This window comes from uncultured Clostridium sp., assembly GCF_963527835.1.
Classification (GTDB): domain Bacteria; phylum Bacillota; class Clostridia; order Clostridiales; family Clostridiaceae; genus Clostridium.
In genome coordinates this window covers 1-21050 of the sequence record NZ_CAURTC010000005.1, presented here as the reverse complement: position 1 = coordinate 21050, position 21050 = coordinate 1, and the positions used below count along the sequence as shown (strand labels likewise).

The window sequence follows — 21050 nt, the reverse complement described above, 5'->3', positions numbered from 1 at the left end:
TTAAATAAATTTTTCAACTTGTTCCCGAGTCGGCAAAGCACCGATTGCACCTCTACCCGAAGTCGTTAAAGCACCACCTGCATTGGAAAAAGAAAGCACATCATGCGCATTTTCATGAATGAATGAAATAAGCTGTTCTTTCGTTACCTTATGACTAATCAATTTATATAAGAAACTTCCTATAAATGCATCACCTGCCCCTGTTGTATCTTCAACCTCTACACGATAGCCGGGATGTTGAAAACTTTTTTCTTTCGTAAGAACCATTGCACCATTTGCTCCTTTTGTATACACGACGATTTTAACATCTCCGACAAAAAGACTTTCTAATGCTTTCTCTTCACTTTCTTCACCTGTAATAAACGTTAACTCTTCATCAGAAATCTTAACAATATCTGCAAAAGGTAAAAATTCTTGAATCGCTTCTTTACAAGCATTTGGATCATCCCATAAAGATAAACGAACATTAGGATCAAAACTAATCAATCCATTTTTCTCCTTCACATAACGAATAGTTTGTTTATGAGCTTCTTTCATTGGACTTTCCACTAAATCAACTGAGCAAAAATGTAAATAGTCCCCTCTTTCAAACCAGTCTTTTTTGATATCAGTTGGTTTTAATAATAAATCCGCTGACGGGTTACGAAAGAAGGAAAAATCCCTTTCGCCATTCGCTTGAACAGAAACAAATGCTAATCCAGTATTCGCTTCAGTTGTTCGCTTAATGTACGAAGTATTTACACCGTTGGAAGCTAATGTCTCGATTAAGAAGTCGCCAAATGCATCTTCTCCTACCTGTGTAATCATAGAAGCATCACCACCATACCTAGCAACCGCTATCGCAACATTTGCTGGCGCTCCTCCGAATGCTTTTTCAAACATTGCTACATCTTTTAACTTACACTGTTTCTGATTAGAAATAAAATCAATTAAAACTTCACCAATTGCATATAATTTTGCCATCCTCACACCTCTGAAATTTTCTTTTCATAAATCTTTAACACATGATTTCTTCTCGTATTGCTCGCTCATTCAGTTGCGAATTTTCTATTTTTATTTCATCCTCACTCCTTCAAATTAGATTACGTTCTAATCATACCACTTGAAAAAAATAATGTCAAACGTTTTCAATCATTTTTTTCATTTTTTTGTCACCGTTTACAAAAAGCGAAAAAAATCTTCATAAGACTCATCTCATGAAGTGATAACTCATCAGACCCGCCGCCTGTAGAGGCGGCGGGTCATTTTCAGTGCTATTTACTTATTCGTCTCTTCTTTTGGAACTCCAAATAAAAGCGTTAAGATAAGTGAGATGATAAATGCCACTCCTAACGATGCGACAAACCCAATGAATGAACGATTTAGGCCTTCACTCGAAATAAACAATGGAATACCAAATACCCCACCTTGGGCAAGACCACCAAACATTTTTGCTCCAGATGATCCTGCTATGGCCCCACCAAATGCTGCTCCAATTAATCCCATTATGAACGGCTTTTTTAACGGCAATGTTACACCATAGATAATAGGCTCAGTGATTCCTAAAAACCCAGAAATAGTCGCAGAATACGCTAGCGTTTTCATCTTTGGCGATTTTGTTTTTAATGCAACGGCCAACGATGCTCCAGTTTGGGCAAAAATTGTACAGTAAACGATGGCATTAATAGGGTCAAAGCCTTGAATCGCAATATTATTAAGAAAGATTGGAATAAACGCCCAGTGGAGTCCAAAAAGAACAAGACATTGCCAAAGACCTGCTAGGACAAATCCACTTACTAAAGGACTAATGTTATGTAACGCCATCATCGCGTCTGCTACCCCTTGACTTGCATAAGTAGAAATTGGTCCTACAACAATTAAAGTTAACGGAACGATGATGACTAAAGACAGTAATGGAACAAAAAACATCTCAATCGTACTCGGAATAATTTTCTTTAATTGCTTTTCTACGTTAGAAAGTATCCATACGGCAATAACAATTGGAATAAGAGACGATGTGTAATTCATGAGTTCGACTGTAATTCGCAAAAATGTTAAACTAGTACCGACATCATATGCTGAAACAATTGATGGATAAACAAGGGTTGCTCCTATGGTTGCAGCCAGATACGGATTCGCCTTAAATACTTTCCCCGCTGAGAAACCTAACATAATAGGTAAAAAGTAAAACATGGCATCTGCCGCAGCAGATAAGATTTCATAAGTCCCATCACTCGCAGATAAAATCCCATTTGTTGTTGCTATCACTAGTAAACCTTTTAACATTCCAGAGGCAGCTAAAACGCCGAGAATGGGCATAAACAAGCTGGATAATAGAGAAACAAATCGGGAGAAGAGAGATTCATACTCTTCAACTTGAGTCATCTCTAATTCCTCTAATATTGCCTCATAAACAGGTTTAACGTTGTCTTCTCCAACGACAACTTGATATTGACCTCCACTTTGAATAACTGTCATAACTCCCTCAAGGTTTTTAATAACATCTGTATTTGCTAACTCTTCGTCTTTTAACTTAAATCGAAGTCGGGTCACACAATGCACAACACTTATGACATTTTCTTTTCCGCCGATATACTTACTTATTTTCTTTACAAGTTTACTATAATCCATACTTTTTTCCTCCTTATTTACGTTTTTAATAATACCATTCGAAAAAAATATTGTCAAACGTTTTCATTCATTTTTTACATTTTCTTGTTAGCGTTTTAAAAAAGAGAAACAAAATCCTTATGGGACTTATATAACACAATTCCTTGCGAAAAAACTTTTATTTCAAAGCAAAACGATTTAAAAATCCTTTATAAAAGCAAAACCACTTCATAAAAAGATTATGGTTTAAAAATAAATGAAATTAAATTGAAATTTTTTTTTGCAAATATGAAACTAAATGAATATTGCAGCGAAAGTGAGCCGCCTTCACGTGGTAAATTGAGCCACTTTCTCGCTAACCAATTAAAAGCTGTTACCGAGTCAAACTTTAGTTTTTTTGATGTCAAATGTTCAGTTAATAACCTGATGCATCATCATACTATTGACAATTTCATTGAGTTTTGATTACATTGGCAATTACATCCTATTGTGTTTGTCTAAACATAATAGGAAATGCCGATTTTTCACAAGAAAAGTATTGTTTTTGCCTATCAGATAAAAAATATCGGTATAAGGTCAATTGAGGTTTTTTTCAAGATATGCAAACAACATCTTCATTTGACAAAATATCAAGGCCTTTCATATGGCGGAATTACAGTAATGGTCAGTTATATGATTCTCTCAGTCCAACACATCATGAGGAAACAGATAAGCGAACGATCGGAGAATTATTTTATCTGATGGTTTCAGAATTAAACGACCTAACATTTGCCGAAGCAATCGCTTACTTAGTAAATATTTTTAAAGGTGCTTTTGAAAAAAAGGTATGATTGACGAGAATCTAATTGAAAAAATTTTAGTCCAATTTATCGAGAAATTGCCGAGTACCTATAAAAATAGATTCTTAGGCACAGCGTAAAGGCAGTTGAAAGCTCATATTGTCGCTAAAGACGCTTTTTTTCAGGTATTTCTTGTACTTCAAGTTTTAGTTTAAAAGTGTTTTAGCAACAAAAATATGTTATAATTTTAATAAAAGAAATGAGTGTGAAAAAAGATGAGTAAAATTAAAACTGAAGATATCGCGGAAAAAAGTGGTTGCTCTTTAGCTACAGTTTCAAGATATTTTAATAAGCCAGAACTACTCTCAGATCGTACTAAAGAGAAAATAGAAACTGTTATCAAAGAATTAAACTACAATCAAAATAATCTAGCTAGAATGCTTAAAACAGGAAAATCGGAATTTGTCGGTATTATTTTCCCACATCTCCAACTAGGATTTTATTCCGAACTACTTAATCAATTAATCGAGCAAGGAAAATCATTAGGTTATAAATTTATTGTGTATACTTCTAATGATTCTAAAGATTCTGAATTGCAATTAATTAATGATTTAATTTCTTATAATATCAAGGGATTAATCCTTTTAAGTCATTTATTAGATAGTAGCGAGATTGAAGAATTGTCTATTCCTGTCATTACCATTGAACGTGCTGGGGGAAATTTTATGCAAATTGAGAGCGATAATTTTACAGGAGGAAAATTAGCTGGAGAACTTTTAATAAAAAAAACTTGTGATGTATTTATTCATATTAACAATGATTATCTTGAAGAGTTACCATCATTTAATCGTATTCTAGGTTTTGAGTTCATTGTTAAAAATTACCCTTATGAACTTATTATTGAAAAGAAACTCTCATTACCTCATAGTATAGAGGCTGAAAAAGCCATGAATTTATTGCTTACTAATCTCTTAGAAAAATACCCCGATAAAAAGATTGGTATTTTCTGCTCCAACGATGATATTGCGAATTTAGTCCTAAAATATTCAATAAAAAATAGTATTGCTATTCCCGAAAGAATTGAAATAATAGGTTATGACAACTCCCCAGTTTCGGATTATGCCCCTTTTCCTATCACTTCCATCGAACAGAATATCCCACTTATGGCACAAATTGCTTTGGAATCTTTAGATAATTACAAAGCCTACAAAAGCATTGTTCCAGCTAAACTAATCGAAAAAGAAACCACATCTTAGAATTTTCCATTAATTTTGACAACCAAAATAGCCCTATTCGATTTTCTACGAATAGGGCTATTTTATTTGATAAAAGGGCGTTATTTATTAACACCCTAACAAAAAGGGATACAGTGAATACATCTCGAGAACAGACAGAAAAAATGATTGATAATCTTCATGAACACTTATTATCTTAACTCCTTTGTACTGCTCTATGCCTAACACTATACGCCACCCGAATAACCTAAGATGCCAGAGCGGGAAACAAAGTAGTGCTTGTTTCACACTCTTTTATTAATGTCAAGATTTTTTTGAACAATTATGCCAATATTTTTATGTACAAATCTACTAATTATTTTTGTCAGAAATCCTTGAGAGAGCAGTTGCCGTCCTATAAGAATTTCCTAATATATTCACAATATTAGAATGGTGGACTAATCTGTCTAGAATAGCACTAGCTAACATATTATCAACAAATATTTGATTCCAGTCGGATAGATTTATGTTACTTGTAACTATAGTGCTTTTCTTTTCATATCGTTTATCGATTAGTTGAAAAAACATTTTAGCCTCATGTTCTCCGATAGGCAAATAGCCTATCTCATCAATTATTAACAGCTTATATTTGCTAAAATGTTTTATCCTACTATCTAATTTATTTTCTAAATAAGCTTTTTTTAATTGCTCCATAAGATCTTGGCATTTTATAAAATATGTGCTTACTCTTTTTTTAGCAGCCGCAATGCCAATGGATGTTGCTAAATGAGTTTTCCCAACACCACTATTTCCAATTAGAATTATATTACTATTACTTTCTAAAAATCTTAAACTTTGAAAATCTAAAAATTGTTGTTTATTTATTTTAGGTTGAAATTCAAAATCAAAGTCTTTCATTTCCTTCAAATGTGGAAATCCAGCTACTTTTACCATGGCATTAGTTGCATTAAAGTTTTTTACTTCTAATTCCTTTGTAGTAAGCTCATATAAGGCATCTACGATACTTATCTTTTCTTCATTTACTTTCGCTATATAATCATCAATTTTCAAGCTTATTTGTGTTAATTTTAAATCATGTAGATTTTGTTGTAACTGTTGATAATTGTTCATTAAATTTCTCCAATTCCTTAAAATGCTTATCAGCATATTCTTTAACATCATCTTTATTCTTAAAAGTTAATCCAAGCATTTCTAAATGATGCGTATTTTTATAATTTATTTTAGTATCAGAAATATTATGTATTGTAACTAATTTTTTGTTATAATACACATTGAGGTTAGTTTCGATAATCTCAGCAGTAATATTTTTACCAATTAAATCAGGTGGAACAGAATACATATTGCCTTTATAGTTAAATAAGCCATTTGTATTCACTTTCGCATGAACAGTAATATTTTTGTAAGAAGATCATACTTTGGCATGTGGTAGTGGTAAAAGATGCTCTTTTTCTTTATTAAAAACTAATATAGGTGGTAATCCGGTAGCCTGACATACCCTTGAATTTGCTTCGTTGGTTATAATACTCATCTTTTCGTATAATTCTTCAATATTTTCTAGCATGCCGTTATAAATCATAATTTCATCAATAACTCTCATTGGATTTTCAACTTTTGCTTTAGTATTTGGCCTCGCTCTAACACATGGAACTATTTTAAATCCAAAATCATCAGCTAATTGCTGAAATTTAGTGTTTATTTTACCGTCAGAACGTTCAGTTCTAGCTTTATCCATCATGGTTGATGCATTATCAATTAAAATTTCATTTGGAACTCCTCCTAACGTTTCGAATGCGTTAGCCAAGAAATCAAATAAATGGCTCTGATTGGTAGATGGACAAATTGTCCATACCTTAAACCTAGATGCAGATAATACTAGACTTCCTACATTAAACAGTATTTCACTATTATCCTTGAAAGTAAATTTCAATTTTTCTTTCCAATCAAACTGTGCTTGCTACCCAAATGGTGTTTCTGATTTTATGGCATCTCTTTTAGCTTTAGGTTTAAAATAATCTGCAAATTCACTATTTTTTAGAATAAAATAGTTGAAATTACTTCTAGAACATTCTAGATTATGTTCTCTAACTAAATATCTATATAGATGTGATTTGTAATAGAATATTTGTTTATTTTCTGCTGAAAGCAGGGACGAAATTAGATTATAGTAATCATCTAGTTTAGATTTTTTCTGTTTTCTTGATTTTTCTATGTTTCCTTCATAATATTTTTTTACTGTTCTTCTATCAATTCCTAATTGCCTTGCTAATTCACTAAAATTAGGCTTATCCAAATTATTGACCTCCACAAGTACCTTCAATTTATTTAAGTCTTTTACTGATTCTAATTTTATTTCAGTATTAATATTTACTTTAAAAATCATATTCATCACCAATTAATACTTTATAAAATTTTATCAATATTGTACATTAAAATATTAGCAACTTAGTACATTTTTATCTTAGCATTAATACAGTTAATTGATTATACGGTAATGAACTATATGTAGTATCTTAAATGGAACATATATATATAAAACAAAATCCCAACTAGATAAATTTCTAATTAGGATTTCTATTACTGCATTTAATGCTTATTTTTTTATTAATTTTACTACATTTTCAACATGAGAAGTTTGAGGGAACATATCTACTGGTTGAATTTCAACAACTGAATATCCTTTTTCATTTAAAATCTTTAAGTCTCTAGCTAATGTACTTGGATCGCATGAAACATAAACTACTTTTTTAGGCTTTACTTCTCCAATAGCTTCTAATAACTTAATATCGCAACCTTTTCTTGGAGGATCTACAACTACTACATCAGCTTTTATTCCATCATTTATAAGAGTTGGTATTACTTCTTCAGATTTACCCACAAAAAATTCTACATTATCCACATTATTAAGCTTAGCATTTTCTTTAGCGTTAATAATTGCTGGCTCTATTATCTCAACACCGTACACTTTTTTTGCTTTTTGAGATAAAAATAAAGTTATTGTTCCAGTTCCACAATACGCATCAAAAACAGTTTCATTTCCTGTTAACTCTGCATATTCTAATGCTTTATTATACAATATCTCAGTTTGAATTGGATTAACCTGAAAAAATGATAATGGAGATATATTAAATTTAAATTCCCCTATGTAATCTTTAATAGCATCTTCTCCATATAATGTTATACATTCATCACCTAAAATAACATTTGTATTTTTAGGGTTTATATTTAATACTATACTTTTTATTCCTTTTATATTTTCTAATATAATATGTTTAAATTCATCTAATTGAGGAATATTTGAAGTGGTAGCAACAAGAACAACCATTACTTCATCTGTTTCAAATCCTCTTCTTATCATTAAATGTTTCAGAATTCCATTAGGATTAAACTGTCCGTCTAATGTTGCTGGTTCAATATTATTTCTTTTTATCCATTGTTTTGTAAGATTTGCTACATCATCTGCAACTTTATCTTGAATTAAACAATAATCTAAATCTATTATGTCATGACTTCTTGGTGCATAAAATCCAATGACAACCTCATCATTCACTTTTCCAATTGGAAGTTGAACTTTATTTCTATATCTATATGGATTAGAATCCATTCCTAATGGATAATTAACTAAATCCTTTGATAATCCACCAATTTTTTCTATACAATCTTTTACTCTTTCCCATTTAAAATCTAATTGTTTTTTATAATTCATATGTTGAATTGAACATCCACCACATCTTTTATAATTTGAACACTTAGGCTCTTCTCTATATTCTGATGCGTTAATTATTTCTTCAATCTTACCATATGCATAGTTCTTTTTAACTTTTATAATTTTAGTTTTAATTCTTTCACCTTGTAAAGCACCTTGAATAAATACAGGATACCCCTCTATTTTAGCTACTCCTTCGCCTTCATATCCTTGTGATAATATATCTAAAATGTATTCTTTATTTTTTTCTATCAACTTAAAATCCACCTTTATTTAATTATAACTTCTCTAAATTATATCACATTATAAGTTTTATATAATAGCTTAATTAACAAACCTTTGAGTTTTCTAAACTTAATAAGTATATATTTATTTAATCATTAATAATAAATATGTATTAGAATAAAATCTCTAAGGCTAACATGTAGTAGTAGATTTTTTATGCTTCTAATTTTAAATATGTATGAAAAAATTCTAGCAAAAAATATTATTTTACAAAAGTCTCACACATAACTTTAAACTGATCATTTTTATCAACAGAAATAGCTACATTTCTTGATTCACATCTTCCAGAAGAATTAAAAAAACAATTTACTGCCTGACAATTAATTTGGGGATTCATCTTTACTTCATCTATAGAAGAAAATAACTGCATTACTTCTCCAACATAATTAGTATTAGCAATGGCCTTTACTTGGTTTATAAATTTATTTGGCTTATAACTTGAACAACTTGTTTCTGCTGTTGTTGTTGAGCCCTTTCCTTCAATTAATATATATCCCGCTTGGCACATTTCAGCTTCATTATGTACGCAACTCATAGCTGCACAATTTAATATAGTCATAATTATCACTCTTTCTTATATTTTCCTTATGACTTATTTTGCTCCATTATAATAAAACTTATTCTTTACTCAGTCCACTTTACTTATTCACATATCAACGCACTAAAAAGACATAAAAAAAGGCACCCCTAAGGGTGCAAATAGAGAATCAGTTGCCAATTAATTCCTTATTATCATTATGGTCTAATACAGTAAATAATATACATTCTATCATAACATAACATAATTATTTTGTAAATTATTTGTAAATAATTTTTATATTTAATTATTAAACTTAATAATTAATAAAAAGAATAAAAAAGCTCTCGAATAAAATCGAAAGCTTTTTTATTATAAATTTATTATTCGCCTACTACGCTAACTTTTAATAGGTTAGTTGTTCCTGTTTTATCAACTGGAACTCCAGCAGCTAAAACTACTGTATCACCATTTATAACATAGTTATGTTCTTTTGCTATTTCAACTGATTTTGTCATCATTTCGTCAGTTGAAGACATTTTATCAGCAACTATTGCATAAACTCCCCATGAGAATGCTAATTGTTTTGCTACTACTTCATCTGGAGTAACAGCTATGATTGTACAATCTGGTCTAGACTTAGATATTCTCTTAGCAGTAGCTCCTGTTTGAGTTGAAGAAATTATAGCAGTTGCTTCTAATTCATTAGCTGCATTACATGCTGCTCTTGAAATTACTTCTGACATTGATGATTTATCATTTGAGTAAGCAACTTTATGAGCTAATTGCTTTTCAGTTTCTTCAGCAATTTTAGCCATAGTTCTAACAGCTTCTACTGGGTAAGTTCCGTTAGCACTTTCTCCTGATAACATTATTGCATCAGTACCATCTAAAATAGCGTTAGCTACGTCTGAAACTTCAGCTCTTGTTGGTCTTGGATTTCTAATCATAGAATCTAACATTTGAGTTGCAGTAATAACTGGTTTTCCAGCTGCATTACATTTTTGAATGATCATTTTTTGAACTGCTGGTACTTGTTCTATTGGAATTTCAACACCTAAATCTCCTCTAGCTACCATTACAGCATCTGAGATTTCTAATATTGAATCGATGTTATCAACACCTTCTTGGTTTTCGATTTTAGGGCAGATTAAGATGTTCTTTCCACCATTTTCATCAAGAACTTTTCTTATAGCTACTACGTCAGCTGCTTTTCTTACGAATGAAGCTGCTATCATAGTAACTCCCATTTCACAACCAAATATTAAATCTGATTTATCTTTTTCTGTAAGAGCTGGTAATTGGATTGAAACTCCTGGTACATTAACACCCTTATGAGTTCCAACTAATCCAGTATTTTGAACTTCACAGATAACTGCGTTTCCTTCTACTGATTTAACTGTTAATCCTACTAAACCGTCATCTATTAAGATTGTATTTCCTGGTTTAACATCATTAGCTAATCCTTCGTAAGTAACTGCACACTTTGTAGTGTCTCCAACTACTGACATATCTCCTGCATATACTGTGAATTCTGTACCCTTAACTAATTCAACTTTGTTTGGTTCGAATTTTCCAGTTCTTATTTCTGGTCCTTTTGTATCAAGGATGATAGCTATTTCTTTATCAAGTTTCTTTGATAATTCTTTAACTTTTTCTATTCTTCCTTTATGTTCTTCGTGATCACCATGTGAAAAGTTATGTCTTGAAGCATTCATTCCTGCTAACATTACTTGTTCTAATATTTCTCTGTCTTCACTTGCTGGTCCAATAGTACAAATCATTTTAGTCTTTCTCATGTAAGTACACTCCTCTTTATTCTAATTAGTTTATAAAAATTTATATAAATAAAAATTTATTAGCGTGATAATACTTCTGCTACATTATATAGATCTAAATCAAATTTACTTTCCATAGCTAATGCTTCATCTATATCTTGGTCTATAATTTCATTGTCTCTAATTCCTATTACTCTTGAAGTTTCTCCTTGTAGAAGAACTTCTACTGCTCTAGATCCTAATCTTGAAGCTAAAACTCTATCTGAAGCCGATGGTGCTCCACCTCTTTGAATATGACCTAATATTGTAGCTCTTGCTTCTACTCCTGTTAACTCTTCAACATATTTTGATAGTTCTTCTGCTCCACCAATTCCTTCTGCAAGAATAACTATGCTATGAGTTTTTCCATGGTTTTTACCTTCTAATATAGTTCTGCAAAGCGCATCTCTATCAAATTCACCCATTTCTGGAACTATTATAGCTTCTGCTCCACTTGAGATACCAGCATGAAGAGCTAAATCTCCACAATCTCTTCCCATAACTTCAATTATTGAAACTCTTTCATGAGAAGTTGATGTATCTCTTATTTTATTTATTGCATCAACAATAGTATTTAATGCTGTATCAAATCCTATTGTGAAATCAGTATAAGCTAAATCATTATCTATTGTTCCTGGTAATCCTATAGTTTTAATTCCTAGTTTTGATAGTAACTTGGCTCCCATAAAAGATCCATCTCCACCAATAACAACTAAAGCATCTACACCATAAGCATTTAATATTTTAACTGCTCTTTTTCTTACCTCTTCATCTTTGAACTCTGGGCATCTAGCAGTTCTTAGGATTGTTCCACCTCTTTGAATAATATCAGATACTGATGTTCTATTCATTGCAAATAGTTCACCATTAAGTAATCCACTGTAGCCTCTTTGAACTCCCATAACTTCAAGTCCCTTATCAATGGCTGTTCTTACTACTGCTCTTATAGCTGCGTTCATTCCTGGGGCATCTCCACCACTTGTTAAAATAGCTATTTTCTTCATAATATATTCCTCCTTAAACAACAACTAGGACACCCAAAGTCCTACCTGCGCATAGTTTATGCATGTCTTATTAACCACTAATAATTGTACATAAAAATGTAATATTTATCAATCATATTTAGATAAGTTTTGATATTAATATATTTTTATCTAAAAAATCTACTATATATTCAGTGATTTTTTAGACAATATTCTATATAATTCTTTATTTATCATGATAATTATTGCGTAAAGTAGTGTTAACATATTAGATTATATACTAATTTCATATATTTTTAAATAACACTCAACTTATATTATAACCAAGTAGTATTAAAATCATATCATATTATAATTTTTTTCTTGATTTTTAGAACAAAAATAGTCTATGCCAACCTTTTTAGTTTAAAGTAAAGAGATGACAGTTGAAAGTTTTGGTTGAAAGTCTTTTTGACTCTACAATTTCCGCTCTCAATTCTCAACAAATGTTTACTTATCCATAGATTTTATCAACTACTTTTATATTTCATATGATTAATATATAGTCACAATAACTATAATTCTATCACTTTTACATTTTCTTCTCCAACAAACTTTCTTAGCAAACCTAAAGATTCTTCATTCATATCTATCCATCTATCTCTTGGAACTCTAAACTGTTGTCTTTGCTCATCTGCGAAAATATAGATAGGTGTATCACCTTTATGCTCTTTTATTAAGTCTTTTAAATTTAAACTTAATTCTTTTGCTTTAATAGTATTTTGTACTCTTAAATATATTTTAGAAGAATTTATTTTTTCCAAAGGTTCTATACTTTCACATATTAATTTAGGTAATTCATCTGTTTTTAAACTTACTCTACCTTTAATTATTACCAAATCATCCTCATTGCATAGTTCTCTAACTCTATCTAAAACCTTTGGGAAAACTATAACCTCTATTGTTCCAGTCAAATCTTCTAACTGCAAAAATGCCATAATTGTGTTATTTCTTGTAACTTTTTTATTCACTTGTGTTAATATTCCACCAAGAATCACTCTATCATTGTCATTAATTCCAGATTCATTATTATTAATAATAACATCATCTAGCATTGGAATTTCTAAAGTATCATCTAATAACTCATGATGTGAAAATATTTTTCCTATTTCATTTGAAGTTTGAAATTTTAAACTTTGTGCATAATCATCTAATGGATGACCTGATATATATAATCCCGTCATCTCTTTTTCCATTGTTAATAATGAACGTTTATCAAATTCATTTATATTTGGATATTCTATTTCTGGTACATAAATATCATTTGATGCAAACAAACTTATTTGCCCATCTATATTTCTTTTTCTATCACTTGAAATACTATCAACCATTTTTTCATATACAGCCAATAATTTTGATCTATATATCTTAAAGCTATCAAATGTCCCTGATTTTATTAAACTTTCAATAGTTCTTTTATTTATAGCAGATAAATCTATTTTACTAATAAAATCAAATAACGAATCAAATTTACCTTTATTTTCTCTTGTTTTCACAACACTATTTATTAAATTCATACCAACATTTTTTATAGCTGCCAAACCAAATCTGATAGTTTCTCCTTTAACAGTAAATTTAGCAAAACTTTCATTTATATCTGGCGGAAGTACTTGTATACCCAATTCTTCAGCTTTCGAAATATAATATACTACTTTTTCACTACTTCCCATAAATGAATTTAACATAGCTGCTATCATTTCTACAGGATAATATTTCATTAAATATGCAGTTTGATATCCAACTACTGCATATGCTGCCGCATGGGATTTATTAAATGCATACGAAGCAAAATCCATCATATTATCAAAGATCTTATTTGCCGCGTCTTCACTAATTCCATTTCTAATGCATCCTGGAACTACTACTTCACCATCTTCGATAATTCCATGAATGAAATTCTTTCTTTCTTCTTCCATAACTTTATGTTTCTTCTTTGACATGGCTCTTCTAACCATGTCACTTCGTCCCATAGAATATCCTGCTAGCTTTCTAACTATCTCCATAACTTGCTCTTGATATACCATTACTCCATAGGTTACATCTAGTATTTCTTCTAGTTCTGGTGCATCATATTTGACTTTCTCAGGATTTCTCTTACATTCTATATATCTTGGTATTTCAGCCATCGGACCTGGTCTATATAATGAAATTCCGGCAATTATATCCTCTAAAGAATCAGGCTTTAATTCTTTCATAAAGGATACCATTCCAGGAGACTCTAATTGGAATACTCCCGCAGTCTTCCCTTCCCCTATCATCTTATAAACTTCTTTATCATCAAAATCAATTTTATCTAAATCTATCTCTATATTTCTATTTTCTTTTATAATCTTAAGTGCCTCATTCATTACAGTTAACGTCCTAAGACCTAAGAAATCCATTTTTAGCAATCCTAGTTCTTCTAACGTAGTCATCCCAAATTGAGTTACTATCATTTCATCATTTTTTTGCAGAGGCACATATTGAACTAATGGAGTTGATGCAATAACTACGCCAGCTGCATGAGTTGACGAATGTCTTGGAAGTCCTTCTAAGTCCTTTGACATATCTATTAATGACTTAACTCTTTCGTCTTTATCATATATCTCTTTAAGCTCTGGATTAAAATCAAGTGCCTTTTCTATAGTTATACCAAGCATTGTAGGTATCATTTTGCATATTTTATCTACTTCACTATAACTATAATTCATAGCCCTACCAACGTCTCTAATACATGCTCTAGCTGCCATTGTTCCAAAAGTTATAATTTGCGATACGTTATCTTCTCCGTACTTTTCTACTACATAATCTATTACTTCTTGTCTTCTTTCATAGCAAAAATCGCTATCAATATCAGGCATAGATACTCTTTCAGGATTTAAGAATCTTTCGAATATCAGACTATACTTTATCGGATCTATCTTAGTTATTCCTAAGGTATATGCAATTATTGAACCCGCTGCGCTCCCACGCCCTGGACCTGTTGGTATTCCATTATCATTGGCAAATTTAATAAAATCCCAAACAATTAAGAAATAATCAATATATCCCATTTGCTTTATTATTTGAAGCTCATATTCAAGTCTATCTATAAGATCTTTTGCAAAATCATTTTTGGATTTTAAATCCTCTAACTTATCATAATCTAAATCCTTACCCCTAAAATCTTCAAATTCCTCATATCTCTCTATTAATCCCATATAACAAGTATTTTTCAAATAATTATATGGTTCTTCACCTTCTGGCAATGGAAATTTAGGTAACTTAGATTCATGAAATTTATATTCATAATTACACTGCTTAGAAATTTTCACAGTATTTTCTAACGCTTCAGGTATGTAAGAAAACATTTCCCACATTTCTTCAGGAGATTTTAAATAGAACTGGTCTGAAGGATATCTTCTTCTATTAACATCATCCACAGTTTTTCCTGTTTGAATGCACATTAATATGTCATGTGATTTATAACCATCTTTTTTTATGTAATGAACATCATTAGTTGCTACTAATGGTATTCCTAATTCTTTAGATAACTTTATATTTTCTTCATTTACTTTTCTTTGTTCATCCATCCCATGATTTTGAATTTCTAAATAGAAATCCTCTTTAAATATGTCCTTATATAAAAGTGCTGTTTCTTTAGCTTTTTCATAATTTCCTTTTAACTCATAAGATTGAACTTCTCCGCCTAAACAAGCACTAAGAGCTATTATCCCTTCACTATGTGCCTTTAAATACTCATGATCCACTCTAGGCTTATAATAGAACCCTTCTATTGATGCTGTAGATACTATCTTCATTAAGTTTCTATAACCAATCTCATTTTTTACTAATAAAACTAAATGATATGTTGAATTCTCTTTGTCAGGCTGCTTTATTTTCATAGACTTTCCTGCAACATATACTTCACATCCAAGTATTGGTTTAATTCCATATTCAATGGCTGCTTTATAAAAATCTACAAGTCCATACAAAACTCCATGGTCAGTTATAGCTATACTATCCATTCCAAGTTCTTTGGTTTTGGCCATGATTTCTTTTATTTTTCCCGATCCATCTAATAAGCTATATCCAGTGTGAAGATGAAGATGAACAAAGTCTTTTTTCTTATTCTGAATTGTATCTCTTTTTATATTATTATCATTTTTAGTTAACATAATAAAATATGCGCCTCCTTTCATAAGATGCAAAATGCCTAATTATTTTTGCTATTATCCTTATATTTTAATATCACGTGCTCTTTACTTTCCTCTAAAAATATTTCTAAGTAAGCTAATTTTTGAAATTTATTATTACTATCTACTGCAATCCTTGCAAATTTACTTTCAAATTCTTTAAATAATATAAATGTAAGATGAATTTTATCATAATTATAGTATTCACTTGCTAACTTTGTAAGTTCATCTTCAATATCTAATGTATCTAGAAAACTAACTTTTTGTTTTACAATCACAGCTAAATCAATATCACTTCTATCCTTTATCCAATATTCTGTTCCGTAGCTTTCAAATTCAACTATGCACACAACAATATTAATTTCATTAAGCCTATTTAAAAATCCAACCTTTTCAAAAAAGCAATCACCACCTATATATCTATCTATAATTATAGACTAATAATAATATTTCTTAAACCTAAACACTAATATTAATGCAATTCTTTCATCATACAATACACGTAAAATAAGTATATTGTATGATTAAATTAATAGGTGTTAAATATGCGTAAATTTATTTCTATTATTATTATAGCCATACTAATAATTTCATATATCAATTACAATCAAGTTGATAGGTCCTCAGAATATCTATTTAAAATTAAAGTTAAAGATGGGTAAAGCTACGTTAGATACAAAGCATCTAACGTAGCTTTTATTAAATTAATCCTAGAAATCTAATGACTTACTACATTCCACATAAGGTCCAATAACCTTTTTAACTTTTTCAACATGATATTCATTAACATCATAAGCTAAACAGTCTTCCTTAGAGTCGAATCTAGTTATAATTCCAACATCAAAGCTTCTTTCACTTCTTATAACATCAACACCAACCTCTAGTTCCTTAAGCTCTTCAATATTTCCATTCATACTTAATAAAGCTTCCTCAACAAACTTTACATTTTCCTTAGTTGGGTCCTTTAATTTAAAAAATACTATGTGTGTAAACATAAATTAATCCTCCCTTTTAATAATATAATTATTTTTATTTTAGCTATGTTTTAAGTGAATTTGATATTTTAGTATAATGGCGTAGTGGCATTGGAATTTGCTTTTTAGAACTCTTAATAGATATTTGTTGAATTAATTGCTTGTCAAAAGTGAGCGTCCAAATTTTATATTTGGTTCCACGAACTTTCACACAGTACAATTTTACATTGGGAGCATGCATTAATTGGACTAGTATCTATTTTAGAGTTCTTAAAGTAAATTCCTCAGTCCACGAGCTTTATACTAAAATATCAACACACCTTTAAATCATAGCATTCTTTTAGTTTCCAGTTCTTAATTCTTCTGCTATTTTTTCAATTTTTCTTAGCCTATGATTTATTCCAGACTTTCCAACTGGAGGATCAAGCATTTGTCCTAATTCCTTTAATGACTCATCTGGATAATTTAATCTTAGTTCTGCCACTTCTCTAAGATTTTGTGGTAATCTTTGTAATCCTATTTCATTTTGAATTAATCTAATACTTTCAACTTGCCTAACTGCCGCGTTAACTGTTTTAGACAAATTAGCAGTTTCACAATTAACAAGTCTATTTACATTATTTCTCATTTCCTTCATTATACGTATATTTTCAAGTTCTAATAAAGATGCATGAGCACCAATTATATTAAGTAAGTCTACAATTTGTTCTCCCTCTTTAATGTAAATTATATGACTACTTTTTCTTTGAATAACTTTAGAATTTAATCCAAAAGTATTTATAATATCCTTTAAATCTATAGCATATTCTTCACTATGAGTAACAAATTCTAAATGATATGTTCTTTCTGGATTACTTATACTTCCACCACCAATGAAAGCACCCCTTATATAGGCTCTTTTATTTTCTTCTGTTTCAATCATGCTCTTATTAATTCGGTAATTTAAGTTCATTATACCATCTATATCTTGCAGTATTCCTGTCTCGTATAATAGCTCTCTAACACCCATATCTTCTGAAATAACAACCATATAAATATTATTCTTTTTCAAAGAATTACTTTTCTTAACCATAAGTTTTGAGTGTATATTAAAATGTTCTTTTAAGAGAGTAAATATTAGTCTTGCACTTGCTGGGTTTTCTGTGGTCATTTTGAAGCTTAAACCACTTCCACTAAAAGCTATGGTTCCACTCACTTTCATTATTGCAGATATTTCTGCTAATGCATCTTCTTTACACATATCCACATATCTACATATTTCGCCTTTAACTTTAGATGAAAATGACATCCTATTTCCCCTTATCTATAATTTTTTTAGAATTGATTTAGTTTTCTCTTCTTTTACTCTTTCTTTAATACGCTGAGATAAATACATATATTCTATTATCTTTTTCTTATCATATAACAATTTCTTTTCCATGATAGTATCAACTAAAACTTGAGCTAATTTATCAGCATCATGCTTTATAAATCCCTTACTTACTTTCACTAAATTGTCACCAATTATTTTTATTCCTAAGTTATTTACAGCTTCACTATCTAGTTTAACTAACTCAGCATCTTCTAATTTATACTTTTCTTTTAATTCATTTTCCACTTCACCAACATTAGCAATAACATAATTTACTATATCTTTACCACCATACTTTTGTAAAACCTTTAAGTGATCTGATACTTTAAACTTTGTAGTTTCACCTGGTTGTGTCATTATATTAGATATATAAAACTTTAATGCATCGCTTTTTCTTACTTCTTTTGCTATATCTTTTACTAATAAATTAGGTATTATACTTGTATAAAGGCTTCCTGGTCCCATAACTATGGCATCAGCTTCTCTTATAGCTTCTATAGCTTCTTTTAATGGCTTTGCATCTTCAGGTATAATCCTAAAACTTCTTATTTTTGAATTTTGTTTTATAGCTTCTTCCGGTATTTGAGATTCTCCCCTAATTACTTTTCCATTTTTAAGGGTTGCTTCAAGTTCCATATTATCTAAAGTTACCGGAACAACTTTTCCTGTAACTGCTAATACAGAACTCATTTTTTGTACCGCTTCTTCAAAATTATCAGATATACCATCCATTGCTGCTAAAAATAAATTACCAAAGCTTTGGTTTTTCAGTTTTCCTTCTTTAAATCTATATTGAAGTAAATTTTCCATTATAGGCTCTGTATCTGCTAAAGCTAATATACAGTTTCTTATATCTCCTGGTGGAAGCATTCCTAAGTCTTCTCTTAAATCTCCAGATCCTCCACCATCATCAGCAACTGTTACTATTGCAGTTATATTAGATGTATAGTACTTAAGTCCCCTAAGCATAGTAGAAAGGCCTGTTCCGCCTCCTATAACTACTATCTTAGGCCCCTTTATTAATAATCTCTTTTCTTCTATGAAACTTTCTATCTTTTTGCTATCAAAAGATACCTTTATATATCCTCTATTTACTAATGCTATTATTGATTTCATAGTCTCACTTACTGAAATATATATAACAAAAATTCCTGTAATATTTAAAAGTACGTAAAATATTCTATAATATAAGTCATATACCCTATGAGTCACCAATTCCGTAAATCCAAATGCAATTAATAATATCCCAAATATACCAAAGAAAAGCCACCTCTTAACTTTGATTCCTGGTTTAATTAATTCCTTTATCCTCATAGTTTCTTTTCTCCTCTATGAAGATCTTCACCAACATCTCTATGCTCTATCTTTGCTTTGTAATTTCCTTTATTTAATCTTTCATAAATCTCATTAGCAATTGCTACAGAACGATGTCTTCCTCCTGTACATCCTATTGAAATTATAAGTTGTCTTTTTCCCTCTTTTATATAATTAGGTACCAAATATTCAAGCATATCCTGTAACTTTTCTACGAAAGTAATAGTTTCTTCTTGCTTTAATACATAATCTTTTACTGATTTATCATTACCTGAATATTGTTTAAGTTCAGGTATATAAAATGGATTTGGTATAAACCTTACATCAAATACTAAATCCGAATCCACTGGTATACCATATTTAAATCCAAAGCTTAATACAGTAATTGATAATTGCTTTTCTGATTCAATATTTTCACCATAATACTCATTCATCTTTTCTCTTAAATCTCTTATAGCATATTTTGATGTATCAATTATTATATCTGCTCTGTCTTTAATCTCTCTTAACTTACTTCTTTCTTGGATTATTCCATTTAAAACTCTACCATCTGGTGATAATGGATGACTTCTTCTTGATTCTTTAAATCTCTTTATAAGAACTTCATCTGAGGCATCTAAAAATAATATTTCATATTTAAATTCATTTTCCTTTAAGTAATTTAAAGTTTCAAATAAATCGTCAAAGAAGACTCCTCCTCTTATATCAATTACTAATGCAACTTTATCAATTTTCCCATCACTTTGAGAACATAACTCTGCAAATTTATTTATTAATTTAGGTGGTAAGTTATCTACACAAAAGTATCCTAAGTCCTCTAAACTTCTAGTTGCCTGTGTTTTACCTGCACCTGATAATCCTGTAACTATTACAAATCTCATATAATAAGACCTCCTTATCTATAAACGATAATGTATTTAATAACTATCATCTTAAAATTATAACATATTATAGAGTATACATTGTAATAAAAAAAGTTCTATAACTGTTTTTAATTAAATGTTTTATTAATATTATAAGAACAAAGTGGCTGCGCCACGCTTTTTAGTTTAAAATAGAAAGATAAGAATTAAAAGTTATGGATTAAAACTTCAAGTTTTCTAAAATATATATATTTTGAAATTCCAGCATGGAATTTCTTCCTTCACTTTGCACTTTCGACTATCAATTTTCAACTAAATATTTTAAACTTAACTTTTATCAATTTTTCAATCTTTAAAAATTCTACACTTTCCTATATATTAAAAATAGATCCTAAAATCGAGTAGGAGCTAAATAATTATTTTATTTAGCGTCCTCTCACACCACCG

Annotated in this window: 17 protein-coding genes; 1 reads left to right on the top strand and 16 read right to left on the bottom strand. The window is 30.0% G+C overall.

Features of this window, described 5'->3' with window-relative positions; genetic code table 11:
• Together RYM86_RS04460 and RYM86_RS04455 are read right to left on the bottom strand one after the other, a co-directional pair.
• Nucleotides 1-963, bottom strand: coding sequence for a carbohydrate kinase (locus RYM86_RS04460; RefSeq protein WP_315078138.1), 963 nt, complete (start codon nucleotides 961-963; stop codon nucleotides 1-3).
• Nucleotides 964-1257: 294 nt separating this feature from the next.
• Nucleotides 1258-2610 (bottom strand): PTS transporter subunit EIIC, encoded by a 1353-nt coding sequence (locus RYM86_RS04455; RefSeq protein ID WP_315078135.1) that lies wholly within the window; start codon nucleotides 2608-2610, stop codon nucleotides 1258-1260.
• A gap of 1033 nt (nucleotides 2611-3643) precedes the next feature.
• Between RYM86_RS04455 and RYM86_RS04450 the strand changes: the two genes are divergently transcribed.
• Nucleotides 3644-4624 carry a LacI family DNA-binding transcriptional regulator gene (locus RYM86_RS04450; RefSeq protein ID WP_315078132.1) on the top strand — a complete coding sequence of 327 codons (981 nt, stop codon included), beginning with the start codon at nucleotides 3644-3646 and terminating at the stop codon, nucleotides 4622-4624.
• A 330-nt stretch (nucleotides 4625-4954) separates the two neighbouring features.
• On the opposite strand, the gene istB is transcribed toward RYM86_RS04450, so the two are convergent.
• From istB to rapZ, 14 genes are all read right to left on the bottom strand, one after another.
• Nucleotides 4955-5713 carry an IS21-like element helper ATPase IstB gene (gene istB, locus RYM86_RS04445; protein WP_315078131.1) on the bottom strand — a complete coding sequence of 253 codons (759 nt, stop codon included), beginning with the start codon at nucleotides 5711-5713 and terminating at the stop codon, nucleotides 4955-4957.
• Entirely contained in the window at nucleotides 5676-5996 is a 321-nt protein-coding gene (locus tag RYM86_RS04440; protein WP_399547282.1) for a Mu transposase domain-containing protein, read from the bottom strand. The genes istB and RYM86_RS04440 overlap by 38 nt, the downstream gene beginning before the upstream one ends.
• A gap of 15 nt (nucleotides 5997-6011) precedes the next feature.
• Nucleotides 6012-6530: a DDE-type integrase/transposase/recombinase gene (locus RYM86_RS04435; protein ID WP_315078129.1), complete on the bottom strand. Its 519-nt coding sequence runs from the start codon at nucleotides 6528-6530 to the stop codon at nucleotides 6012-6014.
• Nucleotides 6531-6557: 27 nt separating this feature from the next.
• Entirely contained in the window at nucleotides 6558-6983 is a 426-nt protein-coding gene (locus RYM86_RS04430; RefSeq protein WP_315078127.1) for a hypothetical protein, read from the bottom strand.
• Between the two features lie 210 nt (nucleotides 6984-7193).
• Entirely contained in the window at nucleotides 7194-8561 is a 1368-nt protein-coding gene (rlmD, locus tag RYM86_RS04425; RefSeq protein WP_315078124.1) for a 23S rRNA (uracil(1939)-C(5))-methyltransferase RlmD, read from the bottom strand.
• A gap of 232 nt (nucleotides 8562-8793) precedes the next feature.
• A complete protein-coding gene (locus RYM86_RS04420) occupies nucleotides 8794-9150 on the bottom strand; it encodes a DUF1540 domain-containing protein (RefSeq protein ID WP_315078123.1) in 357 nt (118 codons plus the stop codon).
• A gap of 341 nt (nucleotides 9151-9491) precedes the next feature.
• The gene (pyk, locus tag RYM86_RS04415) at nucleotides 9492-10907 is read right to left on the bottom strand and encodes a pyruvate kinase (RefSeq protein ID WP_315078121.1); all 1416 of its coding nucleotides are present in this window, start codon (nucleotides 10905-10907) and stop codon (nucleotides 9492-9494) included.
• A gap of 59 nt (nucleotides 10908-10966) precedes the next feature.
• A complete protein-coding gene (gene pfkA / locus RYM86_RS04410) occupies nucleotides 10967-11929 on the bottom strand; it encodes a 6-phosphofructokinase (protein WP_315078119.1) in 963 nt (320 codons plus the stop codon).
• Between the two features lie 533 nt (nucleotides 11930-12462).
• Nucleotides 12463-16083: a DNA polymerase III subunit alpha gene (locus tag RYM86_RS04405; protein WP_315078118.1), complete on the bottom strand. Its 3621-nt coding sequence runs from the start codon at nucleotides 16081-16083 to the stop codon at nucleotides 12463-12465.
• Between the two features lie 38 nt (nucleotides 16084-16121).
• Nucleotides 16122-16451 carry a hypothetical protein gene (locus RYM86_RS04400; RefSeq protein ID WP_315078117.1) on the bottom strand — a complete coding sequence of 110 codons (330 nt, stop codon included), beginning with the start codon at nucleotides 16449-16451 and terminating at the stop codon, nucleotides 16122-16124.
• A gap of 360 nt (nucleotides 16452-16811) precedes the next feature.
• Nucleotides 16812-17096 carry a Dabb family protein gene (locus RYM86_RS04395; protein WP_315078116.1) on the bottom strand — a complete coding sequence of 95 codons (285 nt, stop codon included), beginning with the start codon at nucleotides 17094-17096 and terminating at the stop codon, nucleotides 16812-16814.
• A gap of 319 nt (nucleotides 17097-17415) precedes the next feature.
• Entirely contained in the window at nucleotides 17416-18363 is a 948-nt protein-coding gene (gene whiA / locus RYM86_RS04390; RefSeq protein WP_315078115.1) for a DNA-binding protein WhiA, read from the bottom strand.
• 15 nt (nucleotides 18364-18378) lie between these two features.
• The gene (locus RYM86_RS04385) at nucleotides 18379-19740 is read right to left on the bottom strand and encodes a YvcK family protein (protein WP_315078114.1); all 1362 of its coding nucleotides are present in this window, start codon (nucleotides 19738-19740) and stop codon (nucleotides 18379-18381) included.
• On the bottom strand, nucleotides 19737-20621 hold the full coding sequence (gene rapZ / locus RYM86_RS04380; RefSeq protein WP_315078113.1) for an RNase adapter RapZ: 885 nt from the start codon (nucleotides 20619-20621) through the stop codon (nucleotides 19737-19739). Before rapZ ends, RYM86_RS04385 begins: the two co-directional genes overlap by 4 nt.
• Nucleotides 20622-21050: the final 429 nt, after the last annotated feature.